This is a genomic window from Serratia sp. CY74737 (assembly GCF_052166775.1).
Classification (GTDB): domain Bacteria; phylum Pseudomonadota; class Gammaproteobacteria; order Enterobacterales; family Enterobacteriaceae; genus Serratia; species Serratia ureilytica.
In genome coordinates, this window is record NZ_JBJNOF010000014.1 from 173,916 (window position 1) to 189,609 (window position 15,694).

Annotated in this window: 22 protein-coding genes; 12 read left to right on the forward strand and 10 right to left on the reverse strand. The window is 51.3% G+C overall.

Annotated elements, in window-relative coordinates; translation table 11 throughout:
* Positions 1–293: 293 nt before the first annotated feature.
* The 8 genes from ACJ8PE_RS19430 to ACJ8PE_RS19465 are packed head-to-tail and all read right to left on the reverse strand — an operon-like array spanning position 294 to position 5,429.
* Positions 294–1,376, reverse strand: a complete 1,083-nt coding sequence (locus ACJ8PE_RS19430) for a tyrosine-type recombinase/integrase (protein ID WP_060450651.1) — start codon at positions 1,374–1,376, stop codon at positions 294–296.
* Positions 1,351–1,692, reverse strand: a complete 342-nt coding sequence (locus tag ACJ8PE_RS19435) for an excisionase (protein ID WP_080435747.1) — start codon at positions 1,690–1,692, stop codon at positions 1,351–1,353. Before ACJ8PE_RS19435 ends, ACJ8PE_RS19430 begins: the two co-directional genes overlap by 26 nt.
* On the reverse strand, positions 1,658–1,864 hold the full coding sequence (locus ACJ8PE_RS19440) for a hypothetical protein (protein ID WP_442536833.1): 207 nt from the start codon (positions 1,862–1,864) through the stop codon (positions 1,658–1,660). Before ACJ8PE_RS19440 ends, ACJ8PE_RS19435 begins: the two co-directional genes overlap by 35 nt.
* Positions 1,865–1,914: 50 nt before the next feature.
* Entirely contained in the window at positions 1,915–2,091 is a 177-nt protein-coding gene (locus ACJ8PE_RS19445; RefSeq protein WP_168166355.1) for a hypothetical protein, read from the reverse strand.
* 41 nt (positions 2,092–2,132) lie between these two features.
* Entirely contained in the window at positions 2,133–2,633 is a 501-nt protein-coding gene (locus tag ACJ8PE_RS19450) for a siphovirus Gp157 family protein (protein ID WP_195880703.1), read from the reverse strand.
* Positions 2,633–4,771, reverse strand: coding sequence for a hypothetical protein (locus ACJ8PE_RS19455; RefSeq protein ID WP_442536834.1), 2,139 nt, complete (start codon positions 4,769–4,771; stop codon positions 2,633–2,635). Before ACJ8PE_RS19455 ends, ACJ8PE_RS19450 begins: the two co-directional genes overlap by 1 nt.
* A gap of 51 nt (positions 4,772–4,822) precedes the next feature.
* On the reverse strand, positions 4,823–5,089 hold the full coding sequence (locus ACJ8PE_RS19460; RefSeq protein WP_242490470.1) for a hypothetical protein: 267 nt from the start codon (positions 5,087–5,089) through the stop codon (positions 4,823–4,825).
* A gap of 22 nt (positions 5,090–5,111) precedes the next feature.
* Complete coding sequence (locus ACJ8PE_RS19465) at positions 5,112–5,429, reverse strand: hypothetical protein (RefSeq protein ID WP_060435313.1); 318 nt, start codon at positions 5,427–5,429, stop codon at positions 5,112–5,114.
* Between the two features lie 148 nt (positions 5,430–5,577).
* Between ACJ8PE_RS19465 and ACJ8PE_RS19470 the strand changes: the two genes are divergently transcribed.
* A complete protein-coding gene (locus tag ACJ8PE_RS19470; RefSeq protein ID WP_442536835.1) occupies positions 5,578–5,901 on the forward strand; it encodes a hypothetical protein in 324 nt (107 codons plus the stop codon).
* Between the two features lie 16 nt (positions 5,902–5,917).
* Here ACJ8PE_RS19470 and ACJ8PE_RS19475 read toward each other — a convergent pair whose 3' ends face one another.
* On the reverse strand, positions 5,918–6,319 hold the full coding sequence (locus ACJ8PE_RS19475; RefSeq protein WP_080335416.1) for a helix-turn-helix domain-containing protein: 402 nt from the start codon (positions 6,317–6,319) through the stop codon (positions 5,918–5,920).
* A gap of 78 nt (positions 6,320–6,397) precedes the next feature.
* Here ACJ8PE_RS19475 and ACJ8PE_RS19480 point away from each other — a divergent pair, with 78 nt between their 5' ends.
* From ACJ8PE_RS19480 to ACJ8PE_RS19510, 7 genes are all read left to right on the forward strand, one after another.
* A complete protein-coding gene (locus ACJ8PE_RS19480) occupies positions 6,398–6,598 on the forward strand; it encodes a Cro/CI family transcriptional regulator (RefSeq protein ID WP_077038962.1) in 201 nt (66 codons plus the stop codon).
* A 61-nt stretch (positions 6,599–6,659) separates the two neighbouring features.
* A complete protein-coding gene (locus tag ACJ8PE_RS19485) occupies positions 6,660–7,112 on the forward strand; it encodes a toxin YdaT family protein (protein ID WP_442536836.1) in 453 nt (150 codons plus the stop codon).
* A 23-nt stretch (positions 7,113–7,135) separates the two neighbouring features.
* Positions 7,136–7,354 (forward strand): hypothetical protein, encoded by a 219-nt coding sequence (locus ACJ8PE_RS19490; protein ID WP_047568246.1) that lies wholly within the window; start codon positions 7,136–7,138, stop codon positions 7,352–7,354.
* Positions 7,354–8,127, forward strand: a complete 774-nt coding sequence (locus tag ACJ8PE_RS19495; RefSeq protein WP_442536837.1) for a replication protein — start codon at positions 7,354–7,356, stop codon at positions 8,125–8,127. Before ACJ8PE_RS19490 ends, ACJ8PE_RS19495 begins: the two co-directional genes overlap by 1 nt.
* Positions 8,117–9,532 (forward strand): replicative DNA helicase, encoded by a 1,416-nt coding sequence (locus ACJ8PE_RS19500; RefSeq protein WP_442536838.1) that lies wholly within the window; start codon positions 8,117–8,119, stop codon positions 9,530–9,532. The genes ACJ8PE_RS19495 and ACJ8PE_RS19500 overlap by 11 nt, the downstream gene beginning before the upstream one ends.
* Before the next feature lie 44 nt (positions 9,533–9,576).
* Positions 9,577–9,999 carry a hypothetical protein gene (locus ACJ8PE_RS19505; RefSeq protein ID WP_442536839.1) on the forward strand — a complete coding sequence of 141 codons (423 nt, stop codon included), beginning with the start codon at positions 9,577–9,579 and terminating at the stop codon, positions 9,997–9,999.
* Positions 10,000–10,002: 3 nt separating this feature from the next.
* Complete coding sequence (locus tag ACJ8PE_RS19510; RefSeq protein ID WP_442536840.1) at positions 10,003–10,254, forward strand: hypothetical protein; 252 nt, start codon at positions 10,003–10,005, stop codon at positions 10,252–10,254.
* A gap of 59 nt (positions 10,255–10,313) precedes the next feature.
* Here the strand turns inward: ACJ8PE_RS19510 and ACJ8PE_RS19515 are convergent, their stop codons facing one another.
* Positions 10,314–11,813: an AAA family ATPase gene (locus ACJ8PE_RS19515; RefSeq protein WP_197817375.1), complete on the reverse strand. Its 1,500-nt coding sequence runs from the start codon at positions 11,811–11,813 to the stop codon at positions 10,314–10,316.
* Positions 11,814–12,673: 860 nt separating this feature from the next.
* Between ACJ8PE_RS19515 and ACJ8PE_RS19520 the strand changes: the two genes are divergently transcribed.
* From ACJ8PE_RS19520 to ACJ8PE_RS19535, 4 genes are all read left to right on the forward strand, one after another.
* Complete coding sequence (locus ACJ8PE_RS19520) at positions 12,674–13,267, forward strand: DUF1367 family protein (RefSeq protein WP_442536841.1); 594 nt, start codon at positions 12,674–12,676, stop codon at positions 13,265–13,267.
* Positions 13,264–13,548 carry a DUF1364 domain-containing protein gene (locus tag ACJ8PE_RS19525; protein WP_060424662.1) on the forward strand — a complete coding sequence of 95 codons (285 nt, stop codon included), beginning with the start codon at positions 13,264–13,266 and terminating at the stop codon, positions 13,546–13,548. Before ACJ8PE_RS19520 ends, ACJ8PE_RS19525 begins: the two co-directional genes overlap by 4 nt.
* Entirely contained in the window at positions 13,548–13,946 is a 399-nt protein-coding gene (locus ACJ8PE_RS19530; protein WP_089194580.1) for an antiterminator Q family protein, read from the forward strand. Before ACJ8PE_RS19525 ends, ACJ8PE_RS19530 begins: the two co-directional genes overlap by 1 nt.
* 206 nt (positions 13,947–14,152) lie before the next feature.
* Positions 14,153–14,734, forward strand: a complete 582-nt coding sequence (locus ACJ8PE_RS19535) for a cytochrome b/b6 domain-containing protein (protein ID WP_442536852.1) — start codon at positions 14,153–14,155, stop codon at positions 14,732–14,734.
* The last annotated feature ends 960 nt before the right edge of the window (positions 14,735–15,694 follow it).

Below are 15,694 nucleotides of genomic sequence, written 5' to 3' on the forward strand. Positions count from 1 at the left end.
CCAGCGCGCGCAGATTGATGCGCATTTGCCGCATAGTTATTTCGTCACGAAACTATCACGCGGCCGCCGGGCGGCTGGCAAAACTGGCGCGGTAGGCTACTCTTAAAGTGCACGGCTGAACAAGCCCTGCATTAAATGCCAACTTTTAGCGCACGGCTCTCTCCCAAGAGCCATTTCCCTAGACCGAATATAGGAATCGTATTCGGTCTTTTTTTGAGTTGTTGATTTTAAAGGGTTTATTTTCGTTTGTCCGAAAATGTCCGAAATATGTCCGAATTTTGATATTCGGTCTTTTACAGCATCACGTACTCTTTCCCCCTCGTTTTAAGATATTTCAGCGTCATCATTTCCGTTGTATGTCCCAGCAGCTTTTGAGCAAATGCCTTGTCGTTCTGCTTTTCGTACAGGCGGCCGGACAGGCTTCGGATCTCGTGGAACGTCGGCGGGCTTTCCTGAAATTCCAAACCTGATGCTTTCCGCGCGGCGACAAATTTTTTCGTTAGCCCGTCGGGGTGGATCGAGCCATCTGGGCTATTTTTCCTGATGCCGGCGCTGATCATGAAGTCAGTCGTGCTGACCAATCGGCATCGGTCGATAACGGCGCCAAGCCGCAGGCCCATGCATTTCAGTTCAAGATCAAGGGGGAGGGAGAGCAAAGCCCCCGTTTTGCCTTGTTCAACCTGCAGGCGGCCGTCAACGATATGGCTAAAGCGCATTTGTGTCAGATCCTCGCGGCGCTGGCCGGAGACCAGAGCGAGATCCATCGCCAGGCAGAACCAAGGCGGCATTGTTTCCGCGGCCTCTCGAATCGGCCCGTATTGCTTCAGTTCCAGACGTTCGCGCATCACGACAGCTTTCGCCGCGCGGGTAGGGGTCACAGGGTTGTTTTCGATGTGACCTTCCACGATCGCCTCGCGGAAAATATCAGACAGCACCGATCGCATGGTTGCGGCCATTGTCTTTTTGTTCTGGGCGATCCAAAACTCGAGAAATTCGGCGATATGGCGTGTCGTGATTTTTGTCAGCACCATGTCGCCCAGGCGCTCCCGGATAATGGCAATTTGGCCGGCGCGCACTTTGTATGTGTTCTCGGCCAGTTCTCGCCGCTTGAATAGGACATCGTACCGATCGAGCCAGGCGTTTAGCGTGTATTCGTGGCTACCCTTGATTTTCTCCAGGAGCAGAACGGGAGAGTAATTTTGTTCGATATAGTGGTTGGCTTCAATCGCCTGGGCGATAGCCTCGCGTCGCGAAATCTGACCGAGAGAGATCTCCTTTTTGGTGACTGGATTGCGCCAGTAGAACGCGTTCCGATTTCGGCGGAATGTCAGGTTTTTAGGCAGTCTCATGTCATACTCCCCCCTTTGCCGAGTCATTAATCACTTTCTCCATAAACGCTGTTCTTGCTGGCTCGATGCTGCGAGCTTCTTTTATTTTTTTGCCTAAGCGAGGATCGCTTGGGTCTATGTATATGGCACCAGGTACAAGCCTGTATTGCTTCCCGTGTTTTTCAGCCGCCGGGTAAAAATTGCCGTTTCGAGCCCAGCGCTGAAGAGTTTGCAATGACGGTTTTTTCCCAGGATAAGTGCTATTGCACCATTCCTCTAAGGTCAAAAATACGGCGTGGCTAGTGCTGTTGATTGTGTTTGGAAGATGACTATTGCAACTCCCCTGGATCAATTTGTTGGACATGGTCTTTCCTCAGTTTCAGCTTCAGTAATTGGGCGATTGCGTCGTCGGTCACACGACACGCCCGGACGATATCGTCATCGCTCAGCGTCGCTTTTCTGACGCTGGCAGATAGCCGGCCGATCTTGATATCGAAATCAGAGAGTAGGCGGGCGCCTGGTTGCCATGGTTGCATTGCTGTTCCCCGTTGTGTGGTTTCCAACAATGCAAACATGGCGGGGGTGGTTATTTCTGATTAGGCGTAATCGGTTTTTTAAAGGCTTCTTTCTCGCGTGTCAGGCGTACAGATTGCGGGAAGTGGAAAGCCAGCTCGCCGCGGCTCTCGGCCTCAATGATTCCGGTGGTACCGTCAGGGAAGGTCACGTGCACCGCATCGCCTTTGGCCAGGTACATTCTCAGCATGTGAGATCCTCAGTATTGGCCCCGTCGCCGGGGCCGGATGATTAACGCACCTGCAGCGACGGTTCGCCGATTTCGATATGCGCGCCTTTGACTTCCACGCCGTTCTCGATTGCCTCTTTGATGGCTTTCTTGTCCGGCGCTACCACCGTTTGCACCGTCACCAGTTCATCAGGCAGCAGGTCGGCATTGTCGACCACCACGCTGGCGGAGCCTTTGCGCGCCGTGAAGGTGTTCGCCGTGGTTTTAATTGAGCCTTGACCGCTGGCCAGCAGGCACGCCAGCACATACTTGCGGATCGACTTAGCGCGGTTCTCGAATGACTTTTTACGGTCGGTCAGGCGTTTGATTTCCGCCGTCAGCGTGTCGGCCTGCCCCTCGATATTGCGAACGTGGATAAAAGCGGCGTCCAGCTTGTCGCCGAGCGCCCCTTCAATACCTTCAAGCGTGTCGGCGATCATCTCCGGCGTCAGATCGTCGGAGGTTTCGACCAGTTCGTGCAACTTGGCGTAATCAGCTGCTAATGCAATGGCGGTAGTGCTCATCATGCTTTCTCCTCGGACAATGCGGCGATACGTTCATCTTTCAGTGCGGTGAGGCGGCGCAGGCGGCCGGCCAGGTACTTGGCATGATCGGCATCGCCTTTTGCCTCAGCGGCCTTGCGATGCGTTTCGACCTCGCGAGCGATGGAGGCGTGAACCTTACTGGCCTCGTTGACTGTTACAGCAGATGTGATGGTGTCGGCGACTTTTGCCAGCTTCTCGTCCAGTTCTTCACGCAGGCGCGTTACGTCTTCGGCCTTGTCACTGGCATTTCTGATCGCGAACTCGGTGGCGTTTTCTTCGCGATATTCCGGCAGGTCGTGCCAACCCAAGAACACGTCGGCGGAGAAGCCCAGCATGGACAGCGACTTTTTGATCGCGTCGGTGAGGCTCTTTTTCATCACCTCACCGTCAGCCATAAAACCGCGCTTCGTTTTGTACATATATGGCGTGGCGCCATATGCCGTAACTCGGCCTTTGGTGCCGTTCAGAACATACCAAAACTCGATCAGTAGGCTGTGGTTCTGCTCGAACAAGATAGAACCGTCTGCATCGCGTAGAATGCGGTTACCAATAATTTTCCCGCCCTCGAATACGGCCTCGCTCATTGGTGCGCCGGCGATCATCTTCTCTTCTACAATGTCAAATCCCCAGCCCGTACCGATAGGGCCAAAAATTTCGGTTGCGCGCATAAACATGTATTCGCTGTTGATGCTGGTACCGACATAGCCAGCCCCTTCGATCGGCTTCGTATATCGAGGATCTGTACGCATAACGCGCTTCCAGATATCGAGATTCTTCTGGGCCTCAGCTGGCTGCTCGGCGATCACCTGCGCAACCTGCGCGGCGCGCTGCTGGAAATCGTCGGCTTTCAGCTGCTGCGCCAGCGCTTCGGCGCGGTCGGCGTTTTCTTCCTCCTGCTGCAGTTGCGGGGATTTCTCCGCCGGTGCGTTGGCGTAAACGCCATAGCCCATCTGATCCAGTTGCTGCTTGGCCTGCGCCGCCGCAGCGTCGGTAACTTGCTGCTGCGCTACTTCTGTTTTTTCACCCTGATTTGAGGTGGTAGATTGCGCCGTGTCTGGATCCGCATGCTGCTGCTCACCGCTGCCGATCAGACCTTCGATAGAGAAGCGGCCGCCGCCGAGATTTTCCACTGATACCGGTGGTGGGTTCTTGCCGTAGGAATCCAGCTCTGGGCATGCAGTGTGACCAGCGAGGCGCGATTTCACGAAGTGCAGACGTTCTGCATCGTCGCTGATCAGCTTGAGGTTTTTCAGACCGTCGGAAATGATGCCATGGCGCACGTCGGTTTCGACGTTGAGAATGCCGACGATCACACGCAGCGTTTTGTCCCACGCGCGCCAAGCGTTATCGCGGTTTGCGATAATCTCTTTGGCGTTCTTCACGTCGGCCGCTTTCGCCTCTGCAGGATTAACGCCCATGATCGATAACGCCGTGTGCATGCTCAGGGTGTTGTAGTCGGCCGCGCCGCCGGCATTGTCGGTGCTGGTGCTGGTTTGAGTAAGGTTTTCGCGATCGCGCGGATTATCCACCCAGGCCTGAGCAAACTCGACAACATCGTCATGCGACGGCATATCATCCCCAAAGCTCTGAATGACAGCCTGCGCCAGCCGCAAAATCGCCTCGGGTGACATTGCACCGACCGCTTTTACCGACTGCAGGCCAGTGATCAGGTCGCGCATGCCGGTATCGTCCGGGGTTTCTTCGTCGTCGATGAAATCCGCAGCCATCGACAGTTGATGGTTATCGATCTCGGTGTTGCAGTACATGACGACGGCGGCGATCCGAATATCCGCAGGCTGCGCCATCAAATCGACCGGGCCGGGTGGAACTTCCGGCTCAGGCTCTTTTGGCGTCCATGCGTTGCCGTCGAAAGTGTTCTCAGCGGCAAACTTTTCATCAAACTGACCGACGGCTGGGCGAGGGTGACCGGTCTGATCTTCGACAGTTTTCGGATTGAAGAAGTTGTCGCCGCCCTCCGGGTAGGCTTCGTACAGTTTGCCAGTGGCGATGCTTTCGGCTGCGCGCTTGTTTGGCGCTTCCAACGCGATCACTAGCGGCACGGCACCATTAACCTGGGCCTTTTTCTTCGGCTCAAAAAGTGAAATGTAGATAGGCATTTTTGGTCTTTCCTCTGTTAAAAATCGGCGCTGGTCAGGCGCCGGGGTGGGTTAAAACTTCTCGCGCGCTACGGCTTTCACGTTGTCGCAATACCAGCTGTAAAGCTCACGCTGGCGCTGCTGCAGGGTGTCCGGCGTCGCCATCATTACGGCCATTAACAGGCGGTCGCGGGTGTCGGCGGCGGTGCCGTCGATGTGGGTGAAAACTTCGATCGCCTCGTCGGAATAGCCGTGCGTCGCCGCGGCTTCGAACTGATCGCGCTGGCTTGCTGGATCGACTCCATACCAGAGCACCAGCTCGGATTTTAGGTTATCCATTTCGCTATCCATGGCCGCGCCCTCAGTACGGGAGTTCGTCGGCGTCGACAGGGCAGTGCTCAATGCAAAGCAGCTGCTGCACCTGATCGTCGATCTCGGCAATGCGTTTGTAAGTGGCGTCGGCCAGACGGGCTTTTTCCAGCTGCAACGCTTCAACCTGTTTCCCGATGATGTCGATCGGTTCAGGCTGATTAACGTCGATGTGGATTGTGCGGGTTTCCAGCAGCACGTATTCCGGGTACTGAGACATATCCATGGTGAACACGGAGATTTTCTCTTGGGTGTACTGGCTAACGTTCGCGTGGATAAACAGCGTGACGGGTATCTGTAGTGCTTTCATAGCGACTCCTGATATAATTGGAGCTGATCAGTAGCTCCATGGGTTATTGGTCTTTCCTCGATACAGGGTTGGTCCCCTGTATCATTCCCGGTTGCTTTGGTCGGCGCCGGGGTAAAAGAACCCGCTTCGGCGGGTTTTTTTACGTCTGGTGGTTGCCGGTCTTTCCCGGCTGTCAGGCTGGTCAGGCCGATGGTCTTTCCTCAATTTGCTGGGTGAAAAAATTGCCCCGGCGCGCGGGGCGAAAGACTACACACAGCAATGTCTTTCGGGTTGTGGTGGCCGAGAACAACGCCCCGAAGTTACGACCACCACGCTTAAATCCTTTGCCGCGTATCGCCCGGCTGGCGGAACATTTCTGAACAACCGCTGCAGGGTTAGTGCGCTGTTGATGGAAATTAGCTTAACTAAAGGTAAGTTAATGGTCAATGGAAATTGCTTGCAAAAAGTTAAGTTTCTGCGTCGCATTGAGTAACTTACTGATATTTAGGCTATTTTTTCTTTGAGTTTTTTCTTGCAGTCAAAAGCTCTTCAAAAAGAGCATTGAAGTCGTTGACCTTGGCCTCTAGATCAGCCAAGTGACGATCTTTCTCTGATTCAGGAAGAGAATCAAATAGTTCGATGAGCTTGGCTTGTCGTTCGTCAAGCTCTACAGGCAGCTGATCGGCAGGGAGTGGGGTTTGATCTTCATCACCGTAAAGCAACCAGGTAGGAGTACAGCGTAGAGCTTTAGACAACAGAAAAAGGTTTTTGCCTTTCGGTTCAGTGTCTCCGTTCTCCCATTTAAAAACTGTGACGTGAGAAACCTTCACAGCGTCAGCTAGTCGCTGCTGTGAAATGTCCAGTTCTGTCCTGCGCATCTTCATGCGGTCGCTTAATGAGGTCATTTTCATCCAGTTACTATAAATTAATTTGACTTAGCTTTTGTTAAGTTGTAATTTTTAAACAAATGTTAATCACAGGAGGCAAGAATGCTTACTAAAGACGCAGTTAAATTCTTCGGAAATAAAACCAAACTCGCTGAAGCCGCGGGCGTTTCGCAGGCTTCAGTATCGCGTTGGGGGAAGCAAATTCCCGAACGACGCGCTGCTCGTTTAGATCGCTTAACTGATGGTGAGCTGTCTTACGACCCCGCGGCATACCAGCACCCGAAATCAACGGATGCAGCTTAACAACCAACCCCACCGAAAGCTGATTAAGCAAAATTAGTTTTCGAGCGACAGGAGACGCGAAGTGGAAAACATCGAGAAACTGAAAAACGAGATCGTGAGCTGGGCGGCGGAGCAGGGGCAGGAACACGTTGCCATCGAGATCACCCGCGCATGGTTCCTGCTCGGCGCCGACGGTGACCGGGTTCGGCTGTACCCGATCGAGGATGAAACCGGCGCCGCCGACTGGCGGGCGATCAATACCAACCGGCAGGCGATTTTCCGCCATATGCGCAGCGAGTCGAAAGCCGCGCGTGAGAAGGTGCAGGAGCTGGCCGACGCCATGCTATCCGCGCTGCCGGCGGAACGGCGCGCCCGGCTGGCCGGCCCAACTCAGCAGTATTTGCTGTCGGTGGCCATCCGTGAATTTGCCGCCGCGATTATCGCAATTCTGCTCGGCGCCTGTGACACGCCGCAGCGCATTGCCGGCGCACTTGTCGCCCTGCAGGAAACCCAGCGCCTGACCAGCGCCGCGTAAAACTTTGTACCGAGGAAAGACCAATGCAAGCCAACCACATCACATACCGGAACGGCTGGCGCCTGAATGGCATGCCCGCCGACGCCGCAGAAATCAGACCGATCTTTGAAGATCGCCAGGCTGCCGCGCATGCCGTCTGGGAACAATACGAGCAGGGCAAGGCCGCGCTGCGTGAAGAAAACTTATCGCCGGAGCAGTACCAGGATGCGTGCCGCCAGCTTGCAGACTCGCTGGGGATCTGATGATGGATATTTTACAGCTTCTCGATCGCCCGGTCGCATTTCAGCGCAGCTTTGTTCGCCTCGGTGCCGGTGTTACGGGGGCGCTGCTGCTATCACAACTGGTCTACTGGGCTAACCGAACGAACGACGAGGACGGTTGGGTGTACAAAACCCAGGAGGACTGGGAAAGCGAAACCGGCTTGACTCGCTACGAACAAGAGGGCGCGCGGAAGAAACTCCGCTCACTCGGATTGCTGATCGAGTTGAAGAGGGGACTACCAGCTCAGCTTTTCTACAAAGTAAACGTAGATAAGTTAAATCAACTACTTGCAGAAGCATGCAAGGATGCGGAATTTCCACAAACAAGCGTGCGGAAAACCAGCAAGCCTGCTGCGGGAAAACCAGCAAACATTCATACAGAGATTACTACAGAGACTACTACAGAGATTACTGATGGTGAATCAGCTGGCGCTGATCACCCTGAGCAACCGCAGGCCGATCGGATTGATTATCAAAAAATCCTCGAAGCCTATCACGCTACGCTGCCGGAAATGGCGACGGTGCAGATCCTGACGGATACCCGTAAGCGCACGCTGCGTAACTTCTGGAAGAAATTCAAGTTCAACGAAACCCGCTGGCAGGCATACCTGCAGTTTATCGCCGAGAACTGCCGGTGGATGCTGGAAGACCGGCCGAACGGTCGCGGTGGCCAGTGGCGCCGTAAAAACTTCGACTACCTGATCACTGAGCGCTGCTATGTCGCCGTGAAAGAGGGCCGCGCCGATGATCGATAACCTGCCGGCCGCGCCGTACAACATCGACCTTGAGCAGGCCATTCTCGGCAGCCTGATGCACAACACGGAGCACGACAGGGCGGCGGCAGTGTTTGGCCTGCTGAAGCCGGAATCGTTCTACCTGGCGGCACACCGGATAATTTTCACCGAGCTGCGCGCACTGGTGAACGCCAGCCGACCGACTGACCTGATCACCCTGAGCGATTCGCTCGAGAGCAAGGGCGTGCTGGAACAGGTAGGTGGGTTCGCGTACCTGGCGGAAACCGGCCGTAATACCAGCGTTCCGGCGATGGTCAGCTATGCGCACGCCGTGCGTGAGAAAGCCGTTCTCCGCTACGCGCTGGAGAAGCTTTACGCCTGCGTTGAGCTGGTGGGCGCTAACAACGGCATGGATGCAGCGAGCAAACTCGCCAGCGTGCAGCAGATGATCACCGCGGTATCCGACCATGCAAGAACTGGCAAACGCGGCGGCCTGCGCGTTGCGGGGGAAGTGATCGGCGAGTGGGTGGATGAAATGGATCGCCGCTTCCAAGACCCGGACAGCGCCGCCGGCCTGACGCTGGGGATCGAGAGCCTCGATCGACTGATGTATCCGAAACAGGTGCTGCGCGGCGCGCTAGTAGTGGTGGGGGCTCGGCCAAAGATGGGCAAAACGGCGTTCTACAACAAAGTCGGCGCGCACTTTGCGCTGAACCACAGACTGCCGACGCTCGTTTTCAGCCTGGAAATGACCGACCGAGGGATCATCGAGCGAATGGTCGCACAGGAAGCCCGCGTGAAGTCCGAAATTTTCTACGTTGGCGCCCACGACGACAGCGATATGGCGCGCGCGATGGCTAAGGCCACGGAGCTGGCCGAGTCAAACCTGATGATCGACAGTACGCCGGGCGTAACGCTGGCGCACATCGTGGCGGAGTGCCGCAAAGTGAAGCGCCAGCGCGGCGCTGTGGGGCTGATTGCGATCGACTACCTGACCCTGATGAAAGCCGAGGAAGCCGAGCGCCGCGATATTGCGTATGGCGATATCACCACTGGCCTTAAAAATCTGGCCAAAGAATTGGATTGCCCGGTGCTGCTGCTGACCCAGCTGAACCGCAAACTAGAAGACCGCGCCGACAAGCGCCCGGTGCCGAGCGACAGTAAGGACACTGGCCAGATCGAGCAGGATTGCGACGTGTGGATCGGCCTGTACCGCGACGCCGTATACACCAAAGGCGCCGACCCGCAGCTGATGGAAGTGATTTTGCGCCTGAACCGCGAGGGCGCTACTGGCACCGCGTATGCGCTGCTGGAAAACGGATATATCCGAGACATAACCGACGAGGAGGCCGCGCGCCGGGCGCAAACCGGGCAAACGAGAGAGCGGCGTTACGCCGACAAGAACGAAGCGACAAAGAGTTTTTAACCGGCGCCTGACCAGCGCTTGAACGACCAAAACGAGGAAAGACCATGAGCAATATCAACGAAATGATCCGCGATAAGCGGTTTGTGATGGATGACGGCTGCGACCACGCGCCGGCGATTCTCGACCGCATCAACCAGGCAGCCCGCGCCCGTTCCCGCGCGCCGTACTGCCCACCTCCGAAACCCCAGCGCGTCGCCCGGCCGGCAGCAGAATCCGGCCCGATCGTCAAAATCGGTGACCGTATCAGCTACGGCCGCCGGGGGATGACCGGTATCTACGAGCTGCAGCGCCTGGGTCGCTCTCCCGAAAGCATCGCGCTGATGCTCCGTATGCCCCTCGATCGGGTACTGCACATCCTGAAGCCTCTAACGGCCGTACGCCGCGAGATACATAAAAGCGTGGCAAGTGGGGTACCCCCACGCGAAAAAGACGTCATGCGCCGTTTGGCGGCCGAATCGAGGGCATAAACCATGGCCGGGCAATCGGACTATCTACCGCCCGGCCTGCCATTCAATCGAGGCGCCTGGACGCAGGAACAACGCGATTTAGAGCAGTTCGACCTGCGCGCCTGTGGCCTGGTCCGCGATTTATTCGCGAGGAAGATCACCCGCACAAAGGTGCTGGTGGCGATTGAAGAGGCGCCGGAGCAATACCGGGAACATTTCAGAGCACGCCTGAATTACTGGCGCAAAAGAAGAGTAGGGTGTGAGATAATTACGTAAACCAAACGTGTTTAATTGCGTTTAGTTTACGTTTTTTTACTGCGAGATTTTGGTTAAGTTTACTCTCTAAATCGTGGCGCTATATCTTCCATCCATTCTCTTATTTGTGCTGTAAACTCAGGCCAATCATCTGCAATAGCAGCTTTGTCAATAATTTTTGTTAAACCAGGCTCCCTGCCGTATCCTAGTTGCTCTATTGCCTGATCAACAAAATCATGAGTATCTCTAGGATTAACTATACCCCTTACTGTATTTTGAATTTCAGAGGTCTCATGGTCATTTTCATTTAGAGATAATATCAATTTGCTTATTCTTTGCTCGGGTTTTTCATTTTCTTGCAGATTGTATTGACGGATTATACCCAACGCGCTTTCTCTTTTTTGTGGATTATCAACTTCAGTTCCACTTAGCTTTGATTTAATCTGCCTTTGTTTTTCTTCAATGTTTGGGTATTCATCCCCATCCAGCACTATTAATGTGTTTTCAATGTTTTTATTTTGCATAATTAAGGCCGCTGCGATAGTGAAAGAATTAGATGCGCAGCCATACAAACTAACCTTCAAATATCTTCTTATCCCAAACTCACTTGCAATTTTCTCTATGATGAATTTTGAAAGATCATCTTCGACATAAACAGATATATCTCTAGGAACTTGCCCAGTTAATCTCTGGATTGCAGCCGGCGTTGTCCTATCAAAATAAAGGGTTCTATTTTGCGACTGATATAAATGAATTATAGATAAACGATCTTTGCGATAATCTAATATAGACTCGCGGTGGCTTGTGAAAATCACCTGTATATCTTTGCTTAATGCACGTTCATAGATCACGTCTAATAATCGGTTGAGAGCATCAGTATGTAACAAAAGATCAATTTCATCAACCAAAAAGAGTGTGCCTTTAGGAGATAAATATAATTTTTCTAGCATGAAGAATACTCTTTGCTCTCCCGCACCCATTGCCAAAGAAGAATATTCAATATCTCCAGATCTAACACCTATATATTGCTTTCTTGTTTTGAGTCTCTTGGAGTAATCAGTGTACGCTTTGTTGAAAACAAAACCAGCCTTTGCGACTATCCAGTTTTTTAAATCGACATCTGTTTCTTCTCTCTCAAATAGCACAATGCTAATGCTTGATTCGTTTTCTATCCTAGGGGCGCAGGAAGATATTCCTATGTACTCAACATGTCTTTCTGGACGTCGATCATAAATTGGTGTCCATCGGTCTACCTTTGCATATTCAACACCAACCCTATTGTGAACGGCTCTTTCATTTCTATATGAAATTTTTAGCGTAAAGGCACTCCCACTCCAGTTGTAGTCTGAAGTAGATAAAAAGAAATGAGTGCTAAATTTATAGTTATCTCTGTTTAATCCAGGTTGTTCCAATGGTTTGAAAGAGCAAGCTAACGCATGAATTATAGTTGACTTACCGCAGCCATTTGGCCCCATAATTGCAGTCATTAGTGTATTGTCAAAATTAATTTCTTCGGTGTTAGTAAGATTCTTTAATTTTTTAAAGGTTGCTGAGTGGAGTTTTTGGTTAGTAATAGGCATGTTTATAACCTTGAGTTTTTTTATATAATACCAGTAACTTACTGTGAGTGTTATATGTTTAAAAATACAGTAAAAAATTCAATTTATAATTATTTTTTGTTGAATGATATCTTCGCTGTCACATGTCCCCATTGTTTTCTTTTAATATTTAATGTTATCATTGCTCAGTTAACCCATCGGAGTTCTGGAGGTTTTTTTGACCCAGTTTTTGAACTCCCCCTTATGCTTCCGAGGAGCACAACATCTAGGTGCCTGAGCCAGGGGTAAACTGAAAAAGAGTGGATAGCGAGAAGAGGGTTGCCTGGTACGGTTGGGCCGTATTGGGGCTGTTATCTTGGGTTTGTGACCTGAGAGACTCTCGCCATGCCTGTTGTGGGGTATGGTCAATGCGTGAAAAGCCAAGAGGCTCAGGTAACATCTGAATTGGCACACGGGTGCTGAAGAAGGGTAATCCGCATCAAGCTTGGTCTGCCTCTCACCTATAACGTAACCGCCGTAAGGCGGTTTTTTGTTTAATGCTTGGCACAAAAACAAATACTGTTTATTTGTACAGTTATTTGATGCAATATCACTGCAATACACAATAAGAGATAGTTAATTGATTGATATTAAAGATTTTCATTATCTATTGCCAAGCACCGGTAGGATAGTTATCACCTGTGATAACGGTACTATAATCGGAACTCGTATCGTCAAGAAAGACGAGTATATAGCCTCACTTAACGCGTTGATTGATTTGGCAAAGTCCGCAGGTTATTCAGTTGTAAGACCTGATGAGAACGCGCTATAATTAATAGGCTGGACTGAACACCCAGCCCATTCATATTCTGAGCAACTGCTGCGCTACTGGAGAACATTCTATGGCGCAGTATTCGTATATCAAAGCAGCAGGTGATCTGCTGGTACCCGCGACCCGGGATGCCAGAGATTTTCTGCGATCCAAAAAAGTCGGCTCTGTTTTATACGCCGATTTCAAACAGGCCCGAAACCCGGCATTTCACCGCAAGCTGTTCTCGTTGCTGAATCTCGGCTTCGACTACTGGCAACCGACCGGTGGCACCATATCCCCCGCAGACAAAGCGCTTGTGAATGGGTATGTAAAATTCCTCGCATATTACGCCGGCGGTGAAGATGCGTTGCAGTCCGCTGCCGATGAATATGTTGCAGATTTAGCAGAAAAGCGAGCTGGGAATATCAGCGCCGCAAAATCATTCGAAGCTTTCCGGGCATGGGTAACTATTCAAGCGGGCTTCTCCACCAAATTCGTCATGCCTGACGGAACCACTCGTAATGAGCCAAAGTCGATCTCGTTCGCCAAAATGGACGACATCGAATTCGGCGAATTTTACAAAGCTGTCCTAGATGTGCTCTGGAACTACATCCTGTTTCGCACTTTCCCCGATCAACAGTCTGCAGAAAACGCTGCTGCCCAGCTGATGGGGTACACGTCATGAGCAAATTAACCAAAGAGGCTCGCGGCCGAGAGTGTCAGGTGCGGATCCCCGGCGTATGCAATTTCAACCCAGAAACCACTGTGTTGGCGCATTACCGGCTGGCCGGCACCTGTGGCACGGCAATAAAACCAGACGACACACAGGCCGCTTGGGCCTGCAGCGCCTGTCACGATGAAGTAGACCGTCGCACACGGCTTATCGACGCGAACGACGCCCGGCTTATGCACGCCGAAGGCGTCATGCGCACTCAAGAAATTTTGAGAAAGGAAGGAAAATTATAATGCGCGATATACAGATGGTTTTAGAACGCTGGGGGCAGTGGGCGCAGGACAACAGCGGAGTGGACTACTCTCCAATTGCAGCCGGTTTTAAAGGACTGCTCCCGGATACCCGTAAGAGCAAGCCCTCATGCTGCGATAATGACGGACTGATCATCGATGGTGCTGTCGGAAGGTTGAAGAAAGTTCGCGATGAGAGAGAGCTTGGCGTCATCATGCTGCATTATTGCTATGGGGTTTCCAAGTCAGCCATAGCTCGTCGTTGGAAGATTTCTGAGGGCAGTGTGCGGCAGAAACTGATGATGGCGGAAAGCTTTATTGAAGGCTGTCTGGCGATGACTGGCGCATCACTTGAGATGGACGCCTGGACGCATAAACTGTCTGCATCAACTCAAGCTTGAACTGATCGTTTCCTTGGTTTGGCTCGACAATGCTGCGTCGTCAGCATTGTTCGAAACTGCAGTAGCTTTACCTTAGTTAGAGCTCGCGAGAATCTTTTGGAATAGATCGTTCGCTCCGAGAAGAAAAACGTCACGACTTAAGGTTTTGTTAATTAATTTGTACCATACTCATGAGACATTGTCCCTGTAAACTGAGTGGTAATATGATGAACGAACAGCTGCGTAATGCACTTCCGCATAAAGACACACCTTTTTTTCGCGTTTTGCATATCATCGTTGCGTTTCTAATTTTATTGCAGATCATTAATTCAAATCTTACTGAGAGTAGCTCTTTAGGTGACCCTACTGCAGTCGGAATTGTGACGTGGATTCATGTCATCTCAGGATTTGCGCTTATCGTACTCGGTTTTGTCATGCTCGTCTGGATGTTGGTTAACCGTGGGTTCCGCTACTATTACTCTTGGCTTGCGCTCGATTTTCGTGGCATTACGGAGGATATAAAAACACTCTTTTCACTTCGCCTTCCAGAGGCGCACGCTGGCGGTATAGCTGCATTGATTCAAGGGCTTGGAGTTCTGGCCTTGTTGGGAGTAGCGTTATGCGGTGGACTCTGGTTTGTGCTAAACGCAAATCTTGGGGCATCATCGGTATTGGTTCGGGATGTGCTTCATTTTCATAAGTTTCTTACTGTGTTTATTGAGACTTATTTCTTTGCACATGGGGCGATGGGATTACTTCATATATTCCTTACAGTACGTGATCAAAGGAAAAATCCAGTTACTGAATGAACTTACTTCAGTGATTGTGGTAACTACGCTGAAGTGAAACGTCAGATATGGGTTAGATTCATGATGGTGTCATTTTAGATTTGAGTGAAAAGAAATCTTAAGCCTTATCCAGCACAGAAAATTTTTCTTTTCGTTACGAATTTTACTGGCTATTGTGATAAGAGTGGTTACGCAGTGACGTAGCTTATCAACTTTCAAGACCTCGCTTTTGTGAGTCTGTGTAAAGAACCTCAAATTTAGTACTTTAGTATTTCCTTTGAGAGTAACCTGACCATATAGCTACTGTGAGGTGTAAAATGTTGACGCTAATTAATAAGGTGCTTAATAGTAAAGCTTCCGGGTATGTAGTTGGTTTGCTTACAACCATATGGCTTGGTGTGAGCCATGTGGAAACCCTGGATGAAGCAGAGAAGTTCGCAAAATAAACCCGCCTTGCGCGGGTTTATGCATTTTTATCCAGGTGTAAAAAGGGATTTTCGTATCTTGTGCCCCGTCTTCGCAATAACCTGATCGTCTCTTTCTTTTCGGCTGCTGACTATGCCCTGTGTACGCTGAAAACAAAAGATCCCTAACTGGTGCTCTTTTAGGGCATCAGAGAAACCATGATTGACGGAGAACCAACCAGTAAGGCGAACAAGATGACGCTGCCAATAGCGACAGCTGCTGCTAAGTCTTTTTTCATATCATTATCCCCGATTAATGTATTGGTATTGCTGCGAACTCTGTCGGTTCGATGTTTCTTCTAATCGCCAGGGCTAATCTGGGTAAGATGCCCGCGTGTGCGGGCTAGAGAAGCCATTCTGGTGTTTCAAGTGTTACAAAGTCCATATAAGAGATTGCTAACTCTATATGACATTTTCAACTTAGGACTATTCCGAAGTGGGGGCAAGTTTTACGAGGAAGTAATGCATCCTTTTAGGACAAACCTCAGAAAAAAACCCGCACAGCGGCGGGTTGAAA

Coding starts and splice junctions, on each gene's coding strand:
- ACJ8PE_RS19515 (WP_197817375.1), bottom strand. CDS start 11,813: ATGCCTATTACTAACCAAAAACTCCACTCAGCAACCTTTAAAAAATTA.
- ACJ8PE_RS19525 (WP_060424662.1), top strand. CDS start 13,264: ATGAGCAAATTAACCAAAGAGGCTCGCGGCCGAGAGTGTCAGGTGCGG.
- ACJ8PE_RS19430 (WP_060450651.1), bottom strand. CDS start 1,376: ATGACTCGGCAAAGGGGGGAGTATGACATGAGACTGCCTAAAAACCTG.
- ACJ8PE_RS19480 (WP_077038962.1), top strand. CDS start 6,398: ATGCTTACTAAAGACGCAGTTAAATTCTTCGGAAATAAAACCAAACTC.
- ACJ8PE_RS19475 (WP_080335416.1), bottom strand. CDS start 6,319: ATGAAAATGACCTCATTAAGCGACCGCATGAAGATGCGCAGGACAGAA.
- ACJ8PE_RS19435 (WP_080435747.1), bottom strand. CDS start 1,692: ATGTCCAACAAATTGATCCAGGGGAGTTGCAATAGTCATCTTCCAAAC.
- ACJ8PE_RS19445 (WP_168166355.1), bottom strand. CDS start 2,091: ATGCTGAGAATGTACCTGGCCAAAGGCGATGCGGTGCACGTGACCTTC.
- ACJ8PE_RS19460 (WP_242490470.1), bottom strand. CDS start 5,089: ATGGATAACCTAAAATCCGAGCTGGTGCTCTGGTATGGAGTCGATCCA.
- ACJ8PE_RS19535 (WP_442536852.1), top strand. CDS start 14,153: ATGAACGAACAGCTGCGTAATGCACTTCCGCATAAAGACACACCTTTT.
- ACJ8PE_RS19455 (WP_442536834.1), bottom strand. CDS start 4,771: ATGCCTATCTACATTTCACTTTTTGAGCCGAAGAAAAAGGCCCAGGTT.
- ACJ8PE_RS19520 (WP_442536841.1), top strand. CDS start 12,674: ATGGCGCAGTATTCGTATATCAAAGCAGCAGGTGATCTGCTGGTACCC.
- ACJ8PE_RS19450 (WP_195880703.1), bottom strand. CDS start 2,633: ATGAGCACTACCGCCATTGCATTAGCAGCTGATTACGCCAAGTTGCAC.
- ACJ8PE_RS19465 (WP_060435313.1), bottom strand. CDS start 5,429: ATGAAAGCACTACAGATACCCGTCACGCTGTTTATCCACGCGAACGTT.
- ACJ8PE_RS19510 (WP_442536840.1), top strand. CDS start 10,003: ATGGCCGGGCAATCGGACTATCTACCGCCCGGCCTGCCATTCAATCGA.
- ACJ8PE_RS19440 (WP_442536833.1), bottom strand. CDS start 1,864: ATGCAACCATGGCAACCAGGCGCCCGCCTACTCTCTGATTTCGATATC.
- ACJ8PE_RS19530 (WP_089194580.1), top strand. CDS start 13,548: ATGCGCGATATACAGATGGTTTTAGAACGCTGGGGGCAGTGGGCGCAG.
- ACJ8PE_RS19500 (WP_442536838.1), top strand. CDS start 8,117: ATGATCGATAACCTGCCGGCCGCGCCGTACAACATCGACCTTGAGCAG.
- ACJ8PE_RS19505 (WP_442536839.1), top strand. CDS start 9,577: ATGAGCAATATCAACGAAATGATCCGCGATAAGCGGTTTGTGATGGAT.
- ACJ8PE_RS19495 (WP_442536837.1), top strand. CDS start 7,354: ATGATGGATATTTTACAGCTTCTCGATCGCCCGGTCGCATTTCAGCGC.
- ACJ8PE_RS19490 (WP_047568246.1), top strand. CDS start 7,136: ATGCAAGCCAACCACATCACATACCGGAACGGCTGGCGCCTGAATGGC.